The organism is uncultured Dokdonia sp., assembly GCF_947492815.1.
Classification (GTDB): Bacteria; Bacteroidota; Bacteroidia; order Flavobacteriales; family Flavobacteriaceae; genus Dokdonia.
The window spans coordinates 87,652-106,454 of the sequence record NZ_CANLOB010000019.1 but is presented as its reverse complement, the minus strand read 5'-3'; the positions used below and the strand labels follow the sequence as shown (position 1 = coordinate 106,454).

15 protein-coding genes and 2 tRNA genes are annotated in these 18,803 nt (G+C 35.1%); 4 read left to right on the top strand and 13 right to left on the bottom strand.

Going from position 1 to position 18,803, the window contains the following annotated elements; translation table 11 throughout:
* Position 1: 1 nt before the first annotated feature.
* Positions 2–76, bottom strand: a tRNA-Val gene (locus Q1A01_RS16300).
* 45 nt (positions 77–121) lie between these two features.
* Positions 122–196 (bottom strand) — tRNA-Val (locus tag Q1A01_RS16295).
* A 168-nt stretch (positions 197–364) separates the two neighbouring features.
* Here Q1A01_RS16295 and Q1A01_RS16290 point away from each other — a divergent pair.
* Positions 365–2,059: a hypothetical protein gene (locus Q1A01_RS16290; RefSeq protein ID WP_299683123.1), complete on the top strand. Its 1,695-nt coding sequence runs from the start codon at positions 365–367 to the stop codon at positions 2,057–2,059.
* Between the two features lie 31 nt (positions 2,060–2,090).
* On the opposite strand, the gene Q1A01_RS16285 is transcribed toward Q1A01_RS16290, so the two are convergent.
* From Q1A01_RS16285 to Q1A01_RS16240, 10 genes are all read right to left on the bottom strand, one after another.
* Complete coding sequence (locus Q1A01_RS16285; protein ID WP_299683127.1) at positions 2,091–3,308, bottom strand: folylpolyglutamate synthase/dihydrofolate synthase family protein; 1,218 nt, start codon at positions 3,306–3,308, stop codon at positions 2,091–2,093.
* An 11-nt stretch (positions 3,309–3,319) separates the two neighbouring features.
* Positions 3,320–5,821, bottom strand: a complete 2,502-nt coding sequence (locus Q1A01_RS16280) for a T9SS type A sorting domain-containing protein (protein WP_299683121.1) — start codon at positions 5,819–5,821, stop codon at positions 3,320–3,322.
* A 325-nt stretch (positions 5,822–6,146) separates the two neighbouring features.
* Positions 6,147–6,500 carry a nuclear transport factor 2 family protein gene (locus tag Q1A01_RS16275; protein WP_089372848.1) on the bottom strand — a complete coding sequence of 118 codons (354 nt, stop codon included), beginning with the start codon at positions 6,498–6,500 and terminating at the stop codon, positions 6,147–6,149.
* 128 nt (positions 6,501–6,628) lie between these two features.
* Entirely contained in the window at positions 6,629–7,405 is a 777-nt protein-coding gene (locus Q1A01_RS16270) for an energy transducer TonB (RefSeq protein ID WP_299683117.1), read from the bottom strand.
* Positions 7,406–7,572: 167 nt separating this feature from the next.
* Positions 7,573–7,971 carry a biopolymer transporter ExbD gene (locus tag Q1A01_RS16265; protein ID WP_299683115.1) on the bottom strand — a complete coding sequence of 133 codons (399 nt, stop codon included), beginning with the start codon at positions 7,969–7,971 and terminating at the stop codon, positions 7,573–7,575.
* Between the two features lies 1 nt (position 7,972).
* Positions 7,973–8,677, bottom strand: a complete 705-nt coding sequence (locus Q1A01_RS16260) for a MotA/TolQ/ExbB proton channel family protein (protein WP_299683113.1) — start codon at positions 8,675–8,677, stop codon at positions 7,973–7,975.
* Positions 8,678–8,728: 51 nt separating this feature from the next.
* On the bottom strand, positions 8,729–10,096 hold the full coding sequence (nhaD, locus tag Q1A01_RS16255) for a sodium:proton antiporter NhaD (protein WP_299683111.1): 1,368 nt from the start codon (positions 10,094–10,096) through the stop codon (positions 8,729–8,731).
* Between the two features lie 24 nt (positions 10,097–10,120).
* A complete protein-coding gene (locus tag Q1A01_RS16250) occupies positions 10,121–11,347 on the bottom strand; it encodes a Glu/Leu/Phe/Val dehydrogenase dimerization domain-containing protein (protein ID WP_299683109.1) in 1,227 nt (408 codons plus the stop codon).
* A gap of 122 nt (positions 11,348–11,469) precedes the next feature.
* Entirely contained in the window at positions 11,470–11,865 is a 396-nt protein-coding gene (locus tag Q1A01_RS16245; RefSeq protein ID WP_299683107.1) for an ArsC/Spx/MgsR family protein, read from the bottom strand.
* Between the two features lie 202 nt (positions 11,866–12,067).
* Entirely contained in the window at positions 12,068–13,138 is a 1,071-nt protein-coding gene (locus Q1A01_RS16240; RefSeq protein ID WP_299683105.1) for an anhydro-N-acetylmuramic acid kinase, read from the bottom strand.
* A gap of 84 nt (positions 13,139–13,222) precedes the next feature.
* Here Q1A01_RS16240 and Q1A01_RS16235 point away from each other — a divergent pair, with 84 nt between their 5' ends.
* The 3 genes from Q1A01_RS16235 to Q1A01_RS16225 all read left to right on the top strand — a co-directional run bounded on the left by Q1A01_RS16235 (position 13,223) and on the right by Q1A01_RS16225 (position 17,066).
* Positions 13,223–14,365: an acyl-CoA dehydrogenase gene (locus Q1A01_RS16235; RefSeq protein WP_299683103.1), complete on the top strand. Its 1,143-nt coding sequence runs from the start codon at positions 13,223–13,225 to the stop codon at positions 14,363–14,365.
* A gap of 136 nt (positions 14,366–14,501) precedes the next feature.
* A complete protein-coding gene (locus Q1A01_RS16230; protein WP_299683101.1) occupies positions 14,502–16,106 on the top strand; it encodes a thioredoxin-like domain-containing protein in 1,605 nt (534 codons plus the stop codon).
* Positions 16,107–16,235: 129 nt separating this feature from the next.
* Entirely contained in the window at positions 16,236–17,066 is an 831-nt protein-coding gene (locus Q1A01_RS16225) for a DMT family transporter (RefSeq protein WP_299683099.1), read from the top strand.
* A gap of 12 nt (positions 17,067–17,078) precedes the next feature.
* Here the strand turns inward: Q1A01_RS16225 and Q1A01_RS16220 are convergent, their stop codons facing one another.
* Positions 17,079–18,800, bottom strand: a complete 1,722-nt coding sequence (locus Q1A01_RS16220; protein WP_299683097.1) for a M28 family peptidase — start codon at positions 18,798–18,800, stop codon at positions 17,079–17,081.
* Positions 18,801–18,803 lie beyond the last annotated feature (3 nt).

The window sequence follows — 18,803 nt, the reverse complement described above, 5'->3', positions numbered from 1 at the left end:
GTGGGCGCGAAGGGATTCGAACCCCTGACCCCTTGGGTGTAAACCAAGTGCTCTGAACCAACTGAGCTACGCGCCCTATTTTTATACAAGTTGAACTTCTTGTTACATTGAGAAAGTATTGTGGGCGCGAAGGGATTCGAACCCCTGACCCCTTGGGTGTAAACCAAGTGCTCTGAACCAACTGAGCTACGCGCCCTTTCTTGCAATGCGGGTGCAAATATAAGCTAAAGTTTGTGAGTGTAAAACGTTTTAGTAAAAAATAATTAGTTCTTTCGAAAAAAAAATTAAAACTACCCTATAACTCCCTTATATAGAATTAGAAAACCTCATTATTAATTTTAATATCTTAGCTCAAAAATCATTCTTGAAATACCTTTCGCTAATAGATGAATTAAGCATTACTATAGAAACGATACGTTTTATAAATGCATACCGAATTGAACAAATACAAAAACAACTTGAATTTGAAGCAACATTAGATAGTAGTATCAAAATAACAGAACTATCACAATTAGTTAGTCAGCTTGAAAATTCTATTGTAAGAGATGGTACTATTTTTATAGAACAGCACTTATGGCTAAAAAACATACTCTTAGAAAATTATAATCTCATAGACGACACTTCTTTTAATGCTACTTATGATCCGCGAGCTATAACTGATGAAACAAAAACATATATAACGCCTTTTATATTAGAAGCTCTTACACCAGCACTTCATTATTTTTTTAAAGAAGAAAAATTCAAACTATTAGCTAGAGTTGTATCTCTAAAACGTTTCTTTTCTGATGAGGTACAGCAAGAAATTGTCACCTTTTTCAAAAGACAATTAAACGTTGCAAAAAACTATATTACTGAAGGAAAACTTAAAGAATCCCAAACTCCTATTTCTTTTTTAAACAATGCCGGTTTTGTAGAAAGCGTAAACCTCTACGTAGAAGAAGTATCACAAGAATTAACCGCAATCAATAGTGTTATTGTACGTACTTACAATCTCAATCAGAGTACTAGAAACAATGAATGGGCTTTTGCAATCTCTACCATGATTGCCTTTGGAAAACTATCCTTTCCTAATCAACAGCAACAAGAAGTATTTACAAAAAATGCTTCTATGGCAAAATCTAGCAAATTTAATACTGACGTTGTATCATTCAATACATCAAATCCTAAGCGTACTAATTCTAAAACTACCTATACCATTATTGCTTTTGCATCTGTTATTTTTATTGCTGCGCTAGTTTCTCTCCCTTTTATCAACAGAAACACTACTCCTTATAATGATGAGTATACAGAGGAGTATAGTTTTGGGGAAATGATCAAAGACTATGAAAGCGATCAAGAAAACTCATATACTGATTCTGAAGAAGAAATCCCTATACTTGAAGAAGACAGAACAATAGAAGCAACGATTTCTGAGCCTGCTATTGGAGAAGACATTCCTAAAACAAATGAGGAAGAACGAGTCATTGTTCCCGGATATACCACACTATCTGAAAAAACTAAAAACCGTACTCAAGATACGCATATACGCTTTTTATATAGTTTAAAAAATAAAGTTTTAAGAGGCGATGATCAAGATGCCAAAAGAATTATTACTGTTACTCCTTTTACAAACCCATATCCAAAAACATTTAATACGATCCAAACAAATCCTGACACAAACAACGAGCAATTAAAAATTACGAACCGCACTAAAAAACACCTCGTTATTTTTAAACTTCAAAATGGCATAGATGAAGCGATTGTCATCCCTAAAGAAAACAATGCTATTTTAAATTTCAAACAAGGAGATTCCATTGCTTTTTACGCAGGAACTGATTTTACAGTTACTAAATTTTCACATTTCACGAGAGAACAAGACATTTCTAATCTATATGAAATTAAATCATTAGCTAAAGACGCTCATATTGAAGTAACTTTTAAAGGCAATTCAGGATCTAAAAAAAACTCTAAATATCGTAGAACTATTGAATCTTTGGAATTGCATCATGTAGAAGCAAAAAAACTAAAACCTATAGAATCTTTATATACGGAGTATTACAACGCTTATTATAATAAATAAGACATCATCGTTATGTAATTATAATTACAAGTTAAAGTGCTTCTGCAACTACAAATGTACTACCTCCTACAAAAATCAGATCTTCAGATGTCGCATCTTTTTTAGCCATTTGCAATGCCTCTTTTACAGATTCATAATGATATCCTTTGAGATCAAAACGAGCTGCTGTTTCTTGCAACCTTACAGCAGACATCCCTCTAGCAACAGAGGGTTTACAGAAATAATACATAGCATGCTTAGGAAATAGAGGCAATATACTTTCTAAATCCTTATCAGACACGACCCCTAATACAATATGCAAGCGTTCATAAGCTATGGTTTCTAATTGAGGTAACACAAAAGAAAGCCCTTCTTTATTATGACCCGTATCGCAAATAATAGCTGGGTTTTCTCCTAGTAATTGCCATCTCCCCAGAAGTCCCGTATTCTTCACAACATTCAATAATCCTTTGGCTATATGTTGTATTCCTATCCCATATCCTTTTTTCTGTAATTGCGCCACCGTTACCTGTACCGTTCTGATGTTATGTTTCTGATACGTCCCTTTTAAGTCAGATTTCATTGGAAGTGCATCAAATGTATACGCTTTGTGTAGTGACGCATTACGCTTTCGCGAAAGCGTACCAAACACCTCTTCCGTTTCAGGATGATACTCTCCGATTACCACAGGAATTCCTTCTTTGATAATACCGCCTTTTTCAAAAGCAATCTTAGCGTGCGTATCTCCTAAAAACTGCATATGATCCAATCCTATATTGGTAATCACCGCAACTTCTGGAGTAATAATATTAGTACTATCTAATCGCCCTCCTAGTCCAACCTCAATAATAGCAATATCTACTTTTTCGTAAGCAAAATAATCAAATGCCATACCTACAGTCATTTCAAAAAATGACAGTCTATGTTCTTCAAAAAACGACTTATTATTTTTTATAAAATCGACAACCTGTGTTTCAGATATAGGAAGCCCATTAATACGTATACGTTCCCTAAAATCTTTTAAGTGCGGTGAAGTATACAAGCCTACATTATAGCCTGCTTCCTGCAAAACCGAAGCCAACATATGACTTGTAGAACCTTTTCCGTTGGTACCAGCTATGTGTACTGATTTAAACATTGTGTGAGGATTTCCTAAATGCTCTGAAAGCACTATCGTATTCCCTAGATCTTCTTTATAAGCAGTGGCTCCCTGATTTTGATACATAGGAAGCTGCGTAAATAACCAGTCTAATGTTTCTTGATATGTGATGGTACTAAGATTTAATTTTTAATAAGCTTACGCGAAAATACTTCATTGTTTCCTTTCACTTGCACAAAATACATTCCTTTTGATAAGTTTTGGATGGATATGGTTTCCCTTAGTGTTTCTATTTTTTGCTGAAGTACTACTTGTCCTAACTGATTATATATAATTAAGTCTGCATCAGGAATCAATCGATCTAAAACAAATGTTGTTTCTAATGAAGCTGGATTAGGAAACACAGACAGTATATTATCTTTCGAAAATTCTTCTACACTTAGCTCACCTACATAGGCTCTATAAGCAGAACGACCGTATGTACCAGCATATAGTAAGAAATCATCACCTATATATAAATCATTTACAACAACCGATGGTAAATCTCCAAATACTTCCCAATCGTCCCCAGGCTCAAAAGCTCTAAACACGCCTACATCTGTCGCTACAAAATACCCTTCATAGATACTAAATTCTATATCATTTACTGGAATATCGGGTAAGTTTGCGGTTATATCTGTCCATGTATCTCCAGCATCGAAGCTATGAAATATATGCCCATCATTTTCTCCAAAACGATATCCAGAAAGGGTTACAAAAACTTCCTGAGGATTCTGCGTAGATGCTTTTACTTTGGTCACCCAGCGATTTGGTAATGCAGAGGATATATTCTCCCAAGTAGTTCCTCCGTCAAGTGTTCTCCAAACACTCCCATCATCGGCTCCTGTATAAATAATATCGTGATCGAGTGTAGAAACATCTATACTTGTTAAGGAGCCAAAGTTTAGATTTCCAGTACTTGGTCCATTGGTTAGATCGCCACTTATTGCACTCCAAGAATCTCCACCGTTTATAGTTCTATAGACGCGCTGTGTCCCGTAATATAAAATATCATTATTATGAGGATCGAAGGCAATAGGTGTATCCCAGTTATTTCGATCTGAAGGTTCTATTCCATTTAAAATGGTTTGAAAAGAAGCCGCATCATTTGTAGATCTTCGCAAACTACCACGCTGTGCCAATGCATATATAATAGCATTATTGTCTTTATTAATTAATGGCTGAAATCCATCTCCTCCATTAATAATTGTCCAATCATCTGCACTACCAGTAATTGTACGCATTGTACTATTATCCTGAGAGCCTCCATATAATCTACCGTTAGTTTCTGCTGTAAAACGATAAAACTGGGTAATTGGAAGTGTTAAATCTTTTACTGAAGTAGCACCGCTATTGGTACTAGTGTATAAACCTCCATCGTTTCCAAGAAACACATTTGAGGCATCGTCAGGATGAAAAGCCATAGCATGCTGGTCTACATGAACTCCTGGAAATGCAAATTGCCATGTATCGCCGCCATCAGTTGTTTTTTGTATTTCAAATCCTACATGGTATACCTCATCTTCATCTTCAGGGTTGATAAACAGTCCTCCAAACCACCAATGAAATCCTACGTTTACAATTTGCGAACTATTGATTTCAGACCAAGAATCTCCTCCATTAGTAGACTTATAAAATCCTTGCACAGACCCTATCTCATCTGCATAAGATGCATATAATACATTTGGATTAGATGTAGCAATATCAATACTTATTCTTCCTTTTTGACTTCCTTCTGTTGGGAGTCCTGTAGTGAGCTCTTCCCAATTATCTCCCCCATCGGTAGATCTATAAATCCCTGAAGTTTCTCCGCCATAACTTCTATTTTCTGGAGTACGCTCACGCTCCCAAGCAACAGCATATAGAATAGCTGCATCTGTAGGGTGAATGGCCATATCTACAATTCCCGTTTTATCACTTATAAATAATATTTGCTCCCAAGTAGTCCCTCCATCGGTAGTACGATACACACCTCTATTGGTATCATTTTTAAACAATGGTCCCATAGCCCCTACATACATCACTAAAGGATTTGTTGGATCAATAATTACTTTTCCGATACTCCCGACTTCTTCTAATCCTCTTGAGTCCCATGTATCTCCTCCATCATTACTTACATACACACCATCTCCATCATACGCAAGTGATCCTCCTCCTGCATTCACCTCTCCTGTGCCAACAGCTATAATGCTACTATTACTTTTAGAAACCTCCATATCTCCAATGGCAAGCATCGGCTGATCGTCAAAGATAGGTTCCCAATTCACACCATTATCTACCGTTCTAAAAATTCCCCCAGAAGCAGCAGCCACATATATAATATCATTTGTTTCTGAAACAATTTCTATATCTGTAATACGACCTCCTATATTGACAGGTCCTACAAAATTCCAATCATTCTCTGTATTTCGTGTTGAATTTTCCTCTAGCTCTTGCTTCCATAATGCAGCTTCTCTATAAGCATTTGGTTTTAACTCACCAGTAGGATACGCGCGTTGCATAAACATCAGATCAAATGGTGATTTTCCTGTGGGATATTTTTTTTCGGTTAGCGTTTCTTTTGCGTCTTGTTTCGTAGTGCACTGCACAATAACCAACCCTAAAAAACAGGCAATGACTAGTAAAAATAACGTTCTAATTTTCATAACAGTTAGCTTTTGATTTTAAACCCGCATTATGAAATAGAAAATCTATTCCATCTTTAAACTGCTGTAAAATATATCGTTGCACTACGTTTTTAAGCTTAACCATAGCGATGCTATGCTAAAACTCAGAAAACGTCATATTTCATTGCTGTTTTAACCCTCATCACGAAGTTCTATTTCATAATGCTTGTTAAAGATACACAAAGAAAAAGAGGTCTTGATATAAAAACTACCAAAAAGGAAATGTGAAGTTTGTAAATTTTGCAAATAAAAAAGCAGTTCCGTAATGGAACTGCTCTAGATATAAGAATCTAATTTCTAGTATTTACGCGTGAAAGTAGCGTTCATTTATAATTTTACCATCTCTCCAAACGGTACGATTTACTTGTTCGAATCTATGAGAGACACCATCATTTGTTGTAAATTCCATTACTGCTTCATAATAAGACGTATCTCCACTTACAGCAATATTTTTCATTTCATACCCCCCAAAATCAGTTACAGTAGCCAAAAGTTCCTTTTCTGCACGAAGTGCTGTTTCTTTTCCGACTTTAGGTTCGTTATTAGCCTCTTGTAAAACTACATCATCAGCAAGGTATTTTTCCATTGCTTCTATGAATTGTCCTTTTCCTAATAATTCTTTAAGATCTAGTAGTGCATTCTTAATTTGATTTTCCATTTTGCGCGTATGATTTAAGTTAATTTTTTATATGCCCATTGAGTCGACAAACAAAAAATCACTTACACGCTTTATGATGTCAATAAAGACGTAAAGCTTGTCAATTATACTAAAATGAAGTTTATTTTTTAATCAGAAAGGCTAAAACGATAGACGATTTTTCCTATTTGTTTAGAAGGTGCTTTTGAATCTGCATTAAATTTTGTGGCAAGTGCTGCTGCTTTTGCAGGATCTAAAAGGCATTTTGTATTATTGGTTGTACCGCGAACACCAGGTACCGCTTTAATTACTTTTCCAGTACGGTCTACTTCTATACTTACCACTACGATTCCCGCTTCGTTACATTCTTGTACACGTTTTGGTTTTCCTAAGGCTTTACGCCCTCCTAATTGGTAATTACCATCACCATCTAAACCTTTTCCTGTTCCGTAATAACTAGATGCATTTGGATCACCATTAGGATCGCCTTTATCTCCAGCTTGATTATCATCGCCTTCTCCTCCTTGTGCAGTACCATCTTTTTTAGGACCATTAATTAAAGCATCTAGTGCATTTGTGGTACTCTTATCTGGTGTAGGGTCTGGCTTTGCTTCTTCTACAAGCTTTTCCTCTGGTTTTTCCACAGGTTTTTCTACTTCAGGCTTAGGAGTTTCTTCAGGTTTTTCTTCTATGACTGGTGCATCTTCTGTGTCTTGTGTTACTACCTCTTCTGTGATTTCTGGTTGAGGTGGTGTAGGTACAGGCTCTGGCGCTGTATTTTTCGGAGCAGATGCTACTGGCTTTGTAGGCTGTACATTTCCTGATCCAACGCTAGAAGTTCCAAAATTTACAGCAATTCCTCCTTCTGGTGGAGGATCTAGATAATCCATCCCTACCCAAAACATAAGCAATAATATGATCGCCATAATAATACTACTTATGGTAAAGGATTTTTTCTTATGTGGGGTATCTAAATAGGGCACTTTTATGTATTCAATTTTTAGTGTGAGTATATATTTAATATTCGCAATAACCATTGGTCTTTTGCAAAAGCTTTAAAACATTGAACTGGTAGTTACTAATCACATAATTATCACTTCTGATTAGGATCTACTGCAAGGATTACTTTAGCTTTAATCTCATTTCCTAAAGCCATAATATCCACAGCATTTTTAAGAGCCACATCTCCTTCTGCTCGAAGGAAAATCACTCTCTCTTCAGCATTTGAAAGCGCCTCTATAACAGCACTCTTAACATTGGATCGAGGAACACGTTCTTTGTCTACGTAGTAATCTAAATCCTTAGTGATACTAACTGAGACATTAGGCTTATTACTACTTTTACCCTTTGCTTTTGGCAATATAAGATCTAATGCATCTGGCGTAATCGCAGGAGATGTCAATAGGAAGAAGACTAATAACAGAAATACGATATCTGTCATAGAACTCATACTGAACTCTGGGCTTACTTTATTTCTTCCTCTGAGGTTCATACTAGATAGGTTCGTTAAGTAAGTCTAAGAAATCTACTGCATTTGCTTCCATGGCATGTACTACTTTATCTGTACGTACCACAAGATGATTATATCCCATATAAGCTATAATACCTACAATAAGACCTGCTACTGTTGTTGTCATAGCGGTATAAATACCTTCAGCTAGTGTACCCATATCTGCTTGTCCACTACTGGTTGCTAATGTATGAAAAGCAAGTACCATTCCGATTACAGTTCCTAAGAATCCTATCATTGGAGCAGCTCCAGCAATTGTTGCCAGTACGCTTACATTTTTTTCTAATCGATACACTTCAAGTCGACCACTATTTTCTATAGCCGTATTAATATCTTCTAATGGATTTCCAATTCTAGAGATTCCTTTTGCCGTTAATCTTGCTACAGGAGAATTTGTTTGAGCACATAGTATTTTTGCTGCTTCTATATTTCCATTAGAAACATTATCCCGAATTTGGTTCATAAAGTTTCCATCTATTTTTGAAGCTGCTTTAATGGCAAATAAGCGTTCAAAATAAATATAAATGGCTACAAAAAGTAATACAAATAAAACACCAATAATCACCATACCAGAGACTCCTCCTGTAAGAAGGAGATCTATTATAGAAAGTGTTTTTTCTACAGGCTCATCTGTAGTAAGTGCATCGGCGGCTTCTTGAACGCCATCTTGCAATAACATATTAATCATAATTTAGGATTAGTTAAGTTCATAACGAATTATCTGGGGAATAAGTATGTGTTATAATGAGAACATAATAACTAGGTAGATGTAACCTACTAAAAACCCTACTGCTGCGAGCCAAGATATTTTTTTAAGATACCAGATAAAATCTATTTTTTCCATTCCCATAGCGGCAACTCCAGCGGCAGATCCGATAATTAACATACTACCTCCAGTTCCTGCTGCAAAGGCAATAGCATGCCACAGATTACTATCTATTGGTTCATTATACATTCCTATAGAAGCTGCTACTAATGGTACATTATCAATAATTGCTGAGAATACCCCTAATAAGGCTACTACTACATCTTGATTTGGAATAGCTGCTTGTAGGACTTCGGCTAAATAACGTAGCGTACCTACTTCTTGCCCTCCTATTGCACCATATACAAGTGTTTCTAAAGCTCCTACAGCCATTAATATTCCTAAGAAAAATAAGATACTACTGATTTCTATACGAGATAATGCTTTGTGAGCAGAATATAAATGACGACGTTCTTTAGAAAAATCTTCTTCAGGATGAATGTATTCTGATACTAGCCAAACAACACCTAATGCTAACATCATTCCCATATATGGAGGTAAATGCGTTAATGTTTTAAAAATAGGTACAGAAACAATCATTCCTAATCCTAGAAACAACATCGTTTTACTACTCAATAAACGCCCAGCTTCTTCATCGTCTTCTAGTTCTTCTACTTCTATATCTCCTTTAAAAGCGGGTAAATACATAGCGATACCAAAAGGCACTGCAAAACATAATATAGAAGGGAGTACGAGTGTTTTTATAAGTCCCATTACAGAAACGTTATCTGCAATCCATAACATGGTTGTCGTTACATCTCCAATAGGTGACCATGCTCCTCCTGCATTTGCAGCGATCACAACCATACCAGCAAACCAAAGTCTTTCGTTTTTATTGCTAATTAATTTTCGCAATAGCGTAATTAAAACAATCGTTGCCGTTAGGTTATCAATAATTGCTGATAGGATAAAAGCTAAAACTCCTATAATCCATAATAGTCGTTTTTTACTCTTTGTACGTACTACTGACTTAAGGATTTCGAAACCACGATGTAAATCAATAATTTCTACAATAGTCATTGCTCCGATCAGAAACACCAGTATCTCTGCAGTCTTCCCAAGATGATGTAACAATGTATTTTCAAAACCATGCATGGCATCATCACCTCCTGTTAAAAAACTATATACATGCTCATGAGAATCAATTACATTAAACCATCCTTGACTAAAGCCTACTGCTAAAAAGGCCCACATTAATGAAGCCATGATAAGTGCAGGCACTGTTTTATCAAGTTTTAAAGGATGTTCAAGGGTAATTGACAAATAGCCAATAACAAAAATGAGTATAATCACAGATTCCATAAAAAGTTGGTGTTTAAGAAGCTTTTAAAGTAGTTGTTTTAAAGCAATTTCAAAAGCAGTATTGCTAATATTTTTTGTGTTTTTATTTTGATCATATGTTTCTTGGATCGCATTTCTGATTGTCAGCGAAGTATCACTAAAAATAGCATCATCTGTCATTTGAACTTTACGCTCCATAAAATAAGCAAATACACGCGCCATTCCGCAGTTTGAAATAAAATCGGGTATTAGACTCACCTTCGCATCAGTGTGCTCCATAATGGGACCAAAAAATATTTCTTTATCTGCAAAAGGAACATTAGCTCCACATGAGATCACCTCTAACCCAGTATCGATCATTCGATCTATTTGGTCTTGAGTAATCAATCTAGAAGCAGCACAAGGTGCAAATATCTCCGTTTCAAGATTCCATATACGTTCGTTCATTTCTGCAAAAGGAATGAGATTTTCTTCTCCAAGTGTATTTCCTTTTTTGTTGAGGTACATCCCTTGAATTTCTTCAAAAGTAAATCCTTCTTCGTTAATAAGCCCACCTACAATATCGATGATCCCAACTATCTTTGCTCCCATTTGAGCTAGATAATAAGCTGCAGCGGCTCCCACATTTCCAAAACCTTGTACAACAGCTCTCTTTCCTTTTATATCCCCTCCATAGATATCGTAATAATGATGTACAGCCTCTGCTACACCATAACCCGTTATCATATCTGCCACTGTATATTTACGTGTAACATCAGGAGAGAACTTTGGATTCTCTATCACTTTTATCACTCCTTGGCGTAATTGCCCTATACGATTAATTTTATCTGCATCTGTAGGTTGAAAGTGCCCAGCAAAAACACCTTCTTGAGGATGCCATACGCCACTTTCTTCAGTAATAGGTATTACTTCATGAATTTCATCTACATTTAAATCACCACCTGTTCCATAGTAACTCTTGAGTAATGGAGAAACTGCTTTATACCAACGTTCTAAAACACCTTTTTTACGAGGATCTTTAGGGTCAAAATTAATTCCTGATTTTGCACCTCCAATAGCAGGACCTGAAACTGTAAATTTTACTTCCATGGTTTTTGCCAATGAAAGCACTTCATTCATATTCAGTCCTTTTCTCATACGTGTACCACCACCGGCAGCACCACCTCTTAAAGAATTAATAACTACCCAACCTTCTGCTTCTGTTTCTGGGTCATTCCAGTGAAAAACAATTTCTGGGGTTTTATCTTCGTACTTTGCAAGTAGTCCTCTCATATAGTATGTACACCTTTATAATAATTATAGGGTATTACAAATATAAAAAGTACAATGTAGTTATTCACTAAAGAATCTATAATATAAATAGAAAAACTAAGATTAAATTACGAATATCTTACTTACGAAAGGATTGTATTTTCATTTGTATAGCTCTTAACAGTTTCTTTATTCTTGCTTAATAAACGAATTACTTTTTTAGGAGGACGCCCTATAACAGCCTGATCATCATTCACTATAATAGGTCTAACAATAAGTCCATGATTTTCTAACATTAAGTGCATGATCTCTTCTTCTGTCAACTCTAAATGTTTATAAAAATTTTTCCAATCTGGATGATCTTGTCTAATAAGGTCTACGGCAGAAATATTTAATTTTTTAATAAGGCTTTGAATGGTTTCTAATGTAAGGGGTTCTTTAAGATACTTTACCTTCTTATAATTTACTTTTTTACTTCTCAAAATTGCTAAACATATAAGAGAATATACACATCCTGGATCGTAGTAAATTACATACATAGTTGTTCTGTTTTGGGGTTAAAAACTAACTCATTGTCATTCTTTATGTCAAACTCAAAACCACAACCTTACTACATAACTGTAAATCAGAATGTTAAAAATGTAATTCAGCTTACATAATTAAATTTCAAGTATCTAATATTCAGAAAAATATGATTGTTAAATTTGAGATTATATTTTATTCTTATAATACAAGCAAAAATCAATAAGAATAATCTATAACAACCCCAGAACTATGATCTTTTCGAGCCCCTGTGACACTCGCTAAACAGTTATTTTTGCCTTCTAATTTCAACACTCCTAACAATCCAAAAATCAGTGCTTCTTTGTATTCAACAAGCACATTGTCTGGTACTATGACTTCACATTTTTTTAATGCCTGCAATCGTTCCATTAAATACGTATTATAGGCTCCTCCTCCAGTAATCAAAACAGCACTATTTTCTTTTATTTGATTTGCCAGTTGTTGTGCAATATGCTCTGTAAAAGTAGCCAATACATCTTTCGGCGGTATTTTATAATTGCTTATTATTGGAAAGATATGTTCTTGTACCCATTCTATCCCTAAAGATTTTGGTGGTGATTTCTTAAAAAATGATAATGCGTTCAGGTCATCTAGTAATGGAATATTTACTGTACCCGCTTTCGCGAAAGCGCCCCCATCATCATACGCCTTTCCTAATTGTAGCGCATATGTATTAAGTACTGTATTTACAGCACAGATATCGTAAGCAATACGCGTGTTTTCTTTTTGCATGGATACATTTGCAAAACCACCTAAATTGATACAATAATCATAGGTAGAAAATAACAATTGATCTCCAATAGGTACCAAAGGAGCTCCTTGACCTCCTAAAGTAACATCTTGTACTCTAAAGTCATATACCGTTTTACATTTTACAATACTAGCAATCTCTGGAAGATTTCCAATCTGTAAGGTATAACCTTGATCGGGTTGATGTAAAATAGTGTGTCCGTGAGAACATATGGCATCTAGTGTATCTCGAGGAATTTTATTTTTCTCAATGAATTGATGAATCGCCTCTCCCAAATATTGAGTGTAGGATTTATTTAGTTCTTGAAGGTCACGTGCATTATAATGAACAGCAGCTTGTAATTTTTTTATCCAAGCATCAGGGTATGACTGGGTTTCTGCTGTAATAATTTGAGCGTTATACGTAGGTTTTATAGTGATTTTTAGATACGCAAAATCAATACCATCTAGACTGGTACCACTCATGACTCCGACAACGTTATAGTATTTTCTTTCCATCACGTTAAAATTATTGAGAAAAATGTAAGATTCTAGTATCTTTGCATACAATTTTTACATAATTCTTAAAAAAATTTTCCTCTTATGGATTTTAGTTTAACTGAAGAACATTTAATGATACGTGACGCAGCACGTGATTTTGCTAGAACAGAATTACTTCCTGGTGTTATAGAACGTGATGAGAAGCAGCAATTTCCTGCTGAACTTGTCAAAAAAATGGGAGACCTAGGTTTTCTAGGTATTATGGTAGATCCTAAATACGGAGGAAGTGGTATGGATGCTATCTCATATGTATTAATTATGGAAGAGTTATCTAAAATAGATGCTTCTGCTTCTGTAATTGTATCTGTAAATAACTCTTTAGTTTGTTATGGTCTTGAAGCCTATGGTAACGAAGAGCAAAAGCAAAAATACCTTACAAAGCTTGCTACTGGTGAATTTGTAGGAGCCTTTTGTTTAAGTGAGCCAGAAGCAGGTTCTGATGCGACTTCACAAGCTACTACAGCAGAAGACAAAGGAGATCACTATGTATTAAACGGAACAAAAAACTGGATTACTAACGGGGGACGTTCTGATGTATATTTAGTCATTGCACAAACAGACAGATCAAAAGGACACCGTGGTATCAACGCTTTTATTGTAGAAAAAGGAATGCCTGGTTTTGAAATAGGTCCTAAAGAAGATAAATTAGGAATTAGAGGTAGTGATACGCACACATTACAATTTAATGATGTAAAAGTACCTAAAGAAAACCGTATTGGAGAAGATGGATTCGGATTCAAATTTGCTATGAAAACGCTTTCTGGTGGACGTATCGGAATTGCTGCTCAAGCATTAGGTATTGCTTCAGGTGCGTATGAGTTAGCACTTAAATATTCTAAAGAACGTAAAGCGTTCGGAACAGAAATATGCAATCACCAAGCGATTGCTTTTAAACTTGCTGATATGTACACAGAAATAGATGCTGCACGTCACCTAGTTATGAAAGCGGCATGGGATAAAGATCAAGGAAACAACTACGATCGCTCAAGTGCAATGGCAAAATTATACGCTTCAAAAGTAGCGATGGAACATACTGTAGAGGCCGTTCAAGTGCATGGAGGAAATGGTTTTGTAAAAGAATATCACGTAGAACGTTTAATGCGTGATGCAAAAATCACTCAGATTTATGAAGGAACTTCAGAAATTCAGAAAATTGTAATCTCTAGAAGTTTGATCAAAGAATAATATCCTTCTTATATGAAATCTCTTTTATGCTTTCGCGAAAGCGTAAAAAACTATAAACAAAAAGCGAATCTTAACAGGATTCGCTTTTTTAATGGCGTAGTTTTTGATGCCTAAAAAACGCATCAATACATACTAAATGACATCAATCATTAAAAAATCATTGTTACCTTTCTTAACAATAGCCTGCATTTTACTATTTGTATCTTCATGTAAAAAAGAGATACCTCATCAAGAAGAAAATACCAAACAACAACTAGAAAAGAAAAATCCAAAATCACAAGACGTTTACTTATTTGCCTCTGCCCAAAAGCAAGATGATTTAGAGTATATGAATCTTTTAGATTTTTCTGAACTCGTTGGGCAACCAGATATTCATTATGATAAGAAAATGAGAGGAGATACTTTAGAAATGGTATTACATAATATTGCCAAACCTCAAATCATAGAAATTATGGCTTTTGGTAATTCTGGCTTTTATAATACAAGAGCTCTTATTAATCCTCTGGATTCTATTTATTTTCATTTAGAAAATGGCACAGTTACTTTTCATAAAGCGGATGGTCCTGAAAACAACTTTTTCTCAAAAATTACATCTCCAGAAATGCAATGGCCAAACTTTACTGGAGATATCACTACCTATAAAAAAGATGTAGTCGCAATGCGTGATGCACGTAAAGAACTATTTGATACGTTTATAAAAGAGCACCCCGAAACATCAGAAACCTTTAAAACTAGTGTAGCTGATGAGATGAAGTTTGAATATTTATATCAACTTGTAAGTCCTAGATCGATTAAACCTACCGTAGAAGGAGCGGTTATTAATAACTTTAATAATGGCGAAGGACTTCTTTCTACACTGCGATCTTCTAGATATAATTCAGAAAAAGAAATGCTCAATTTCAATACGTACTATGATCAAGTTACTATAAATGATTTCCAAAAACCTGAGTATGTAAATAACGATTATTTTAAACGAACATTGAGTAAAATGATACGGCATTATTTTGCAGAATACGATTACCTCAACTACTCTAAAGAAACATTCTTAGCGGAAAAAAAGTTTATAGACGAAAACCTTGACGGCGAATTAAAAACTTTCACATTAGGGAGATTGATTTATGATTATAATGAAAAAGGGTTTGGTCGTGGCGCAAAAGATATGGAGATCATGCAAAATGCTATTAACGAGCTTTTATCAAGAACAGATAAGCCTTCATACACAGAGACCATGCATACCATACAGACAAGTATGGAAATTATAGGAAATAGTATTCCTGATCACATTCTAGATGAAAAATTACTCTCAACTACATTAGATACCATTACCCTAAGAGCATTATTACAGGATACAAAAGGCAATATACGTGCTTTCGATTTTTGGGCAAGTTGGTGCGCGCCTTGTATTAAGGAGATGAAAACCACCAAGGACTTTAAAGAAAATCTCGCGGCCGAATACGGTACAGATTGGATCTATATATCTGCCGATGAAGATCAAGAGAAATGGCTAAAAAAAACCAACCAACTTCAAAAATATATTCCAAAGGAAAAACACTATCGATTTGTAAGACCTTTTAAATCAAAACTCCTTAAATTATTAAAAGCCAGAAAAAATAATAAGGTGTATGTACCTCGTTACACCATTATAAATAGTGACAATAATGTAGCACTCGCTATTGCACCACACCCATCTGATAGTATTACATTTAAAAGAAATATCCAAGAGATTATTAACAGACGCTAATATTCTTTTTATACGCTTTCGCGAAAGCGTATACATATTTTATATCATCTAAAAGATAAAACTCAGGCTTCAAATAGTATTGCCTACTTCTTTATATTGTACTTTTGTACTATAAACAAAACAGTCTCTATGGGTAGAGGAATTGTCTATATGCTTATTGCTGCATTCGCCTTTGCGTGGATGAATCTTCTGGCAAAATACTTACAAGACTTTCACCCACTTCAAGTAGTTTTCTTTAGGGCTTTTGGAACTTTTATCTTTATTTTCCCTTACATGCTTATTAAAAAAGTTCCTATACTAGGGAAAAATGTTGTGTGGTTAAGCCTTAGAGGGGTATTGAGTTTTGTATCGCTTGCATTATTTTTTAAAGTGGTACAAGATATTCCATTAGGATCGGCAGTTGCCTTGCGGTATACAGCGCCTATATTTAGTGTTATTCTTGCTTATTTCTTCTTAAAAGAAGTCGTAAAGCTAGGACAATGGATCAGTCTTATCATTTCTATAGCGGGTGCCTTTATTATGAAAGGTGTTGATTTGAGAATAGATACGATGAGTTTTATACTCATTATGTTTTCTTCAATTCTTGTAGGTGGTGTTTTTGCCATTGTACGGTATTTAGGATCACGTGAGCATTACCTCACCATTATCAATTACTTTATGGTCTTTTCGATTGTAGGTAGTTTATTTTTTATTCAGTTTTGGCGTATGCCTGTGGGTCAAGAATGGTGGTGGGTTTCTATTATCGGAATATTAGGTCTTGTAGGTCAGATTTTCTTAACACGGGCTTTTCAACTAGCAGATACCAGTACAGTTGCTCCTATTAAATATATGGAACTAGTATATGCATTACTATTTGGTTTTTTCTTATTTGACGAGAAATACGCCTTTTGGCCTATTGTTGGGATGACCCTTGTCGTATTTGGAATGCTTTTGAATGTATGGATAAAGAGAAAAGGGTAACGATTAGTTTGACTATAATTGTTTCAAAAGGTTTTCTGTAAACATCTTGATTTCTTCTTGCGCCTCCTTCTTAGAATTATTATTTGTATAAGATGTTGCAGTCATATCTTTGGTTGTTGCTATTGCTTTTATATACCAATCATTCCAAGCATTCAAAATTTCTATTTGACTTTCCTTAGTGGCTCCGTTTGCGATAGCTTCTTTACTAAGATCAAACTCTATGGTTAATCGTCCCTTAGCTTTCTCAATGATCTCTTCTATCATCCAATTTTTAGTAGTATCATCACTATTAAGTAATGTATATGCACTTACTAAAGCAGCAATTCCAACATTTGTCATTGTTTTTTTAGACACCTTATCAATACGGTCATTATCTGTATGATAAAATTGATCTGTAAAATGCCAAAGTAAAATCCCTGGAAGGTCAGCATCTAAAAACGGTGTATGATCACTACCACCTTCAAAAGGATTAGTTTTTACTTCCCAATTGGCATGTTTGCCTTGATCTTCAAAAACTTTTATTATAAAATCATTCAGGTAATGTGGTTTCATTTCTTCTAGCTTTAATGGCTTACCTCCCCATTCTGAGTGTTTATCATTCCCTCGTGTCCAAATAGCACTTGGGTCTGGCATTTTTTCTATTAAAAAAGTACCGCCTGTAATAGCTGTATTCTCCCCTACCATATCAAGGCTAATTCCCCAATTAATAGCTGAGGTGCGTTTTTCTTTTTCTTCTATATAACGACGTGTCGAGATAATCTCATCTCCCCAAAGAAATGTCAATGTTCTTGTAAGATTTAGCTTTTTATTTTTGATGAGGTTTGCTGTAATTAAAGCCATCTCTAACTGAGTTCCCACACCAGTTGCATTATCATTTGCACCTGGCTCTTGAATATGCGCACTAAAGACAAGACTCTCTTTTGGTAACTCTGAACCTTTTACGTTAGCAACTACCGTGAGCTCCTCTGATGGGTATATATTCGTTTTCACGAAAGCATTTACAGTAACTTTACCTTTAGCTAATGCTTTTTCGAGTCTTTCTTTTGCTTGATATGACAATGCAATCCCCCAAACTGGTATTTCTTTATTGTATGGAACCCCTCTAAACTGAATAGAAGTTATATTTTTTTCTGGTTGTAAATAGTCAGGATTATTATACGTAATTAGTCCTAACGCTCCTCCATGTACAATGGCACTTTTATAAAACCTATAGGGATTGGCGTTTGTATATACTATTTTACCTTTAAGATCTAATTCATCAATATCATCTACGTTTTCTACATATACAATCTCAGCTGTAACACCTTCTGCTGGTGTTGAACTAGCATATTGATAGATCATATTTCTATTGGTCTTGTATTCTAACAAAGGAATTTCTTCTCCTTGAATACTAAGCCTAGCATCTACAGGTTCCCAAGTAGGTCTTTGCATGACCCTTTTTTCTATCCTATAGGTAAGGGTTTCTTCTATACTTGCTTTAGATTCTTCTACAAACCCAGCAGTCTCTAATTCTTCAACAATCTTATAAACTGTTTTATTGAATCCTGTATTCCCTGCAACTCTCCAGAACTGTTCTACAAAAGCAGTCGTATTAAATGCTACATCTCCTTTAAATTCTGGTCTAACCAACTTAAAATAGGCATCTATTGGGTCTACTATTTCTTTCTTTTGAGAACAACTAAGTACTGCAAGACTTGCCATAACAAGAACTAAGAAGAAGCATGTATTTTTCATAAA

Bases quoted from the DNA above. Each gene is read 5' to 3' on its own strand.
- Q1A01_RS16280 (WP_299683121.1), bottom strand. From the start codon at position 5,821: ATGAAAATTAGAACGTTATTTTTACTAGTCATTGCCTGTTTTTTAGGG.
- Q1A01_RS16275 (WP_089372848.1), bottom strand. From the start codon at position 6,500: ATGGAAAATCAAATTAAGAATGCACTACTAGATCTTAAAGAATTATTA.
- Q1A01_RS16270 (WP_299683117.1), bottom strand. From the start codon at position 7,405: ATGGCGATCATATTATTGCTTATGTTTTGGGTAGGGATGGATTATCTA.
- Q1A01_RS16265 (WP_299683115.1), bottom strand. From the start codon at position 7,971: ATGAACCTCAGAGGAAGAAATAAAGTAAGCCCAGAGTTCAGTATGAGT.
- Q1A01_RS16260 (WP_299683113.1), bottom strand. From the start codon at position 8,677: ATGATTAATATGTTATTGCAAGATGGCGTTCAAGAAGCCGCCGATGCA.
- nhaD (WP_299683111.1), bottom strand. From the start codon at position 10,096: ATGGAATCTGTGATTATACTCATTTTTGTTATTGGCTATTTGTCAATT.
- Q1A01_RS16250 (WP_299683109.1), bottom strand. From the start codon at position 11,347: ATGAGAGGACTACTTGCAAAGTACGAAGATAAAACCCCAGAAATTGTT.
- Q1A01_RS16245 (WP_299683107.1), bottom strand. From the start codon at position 11,865: ATGTATGTAATTTACTACGATCCAGGATGTGTATATTCTCTTATATGT.
- Q1A01_RS16240 (WP_299683105.1), bottom strand. From the start codon at position 13,138: ATGGAAAGAAAATACTATAACGTTGTCGGAGTCATGAGTGGTACCAGT.
- Q1A01_RS16235 (WP_299683103.1), top strand. From the start codon at position 13,223: ATGGATTTTAGTTTAACTGAAGAACATTTAATGATACGTGACGCAGCA.
- Q1A01_RS16230 (WP_299683101.1), top strand. From the start codon at position 14,502: ATGACATCAATCATTAAAAAATCATTGTTACCTTTCTTAACAATAGCC.
- Q1A01_RS16225 (WP_299683099.1), top strand. From the start codon at position 16,236: ATGGGTAGAGGAATTGTCTATATGCTTATTGCTGCATTCGCCTTTGCG.
- Q1A01_RS16220 (WP_299683097.1), bottom strand. From the start codon at position 18,800: ATGAAAAATACATGCTTCTTCTTAGTTCTTGTTATGGCAAGTCTTGCA.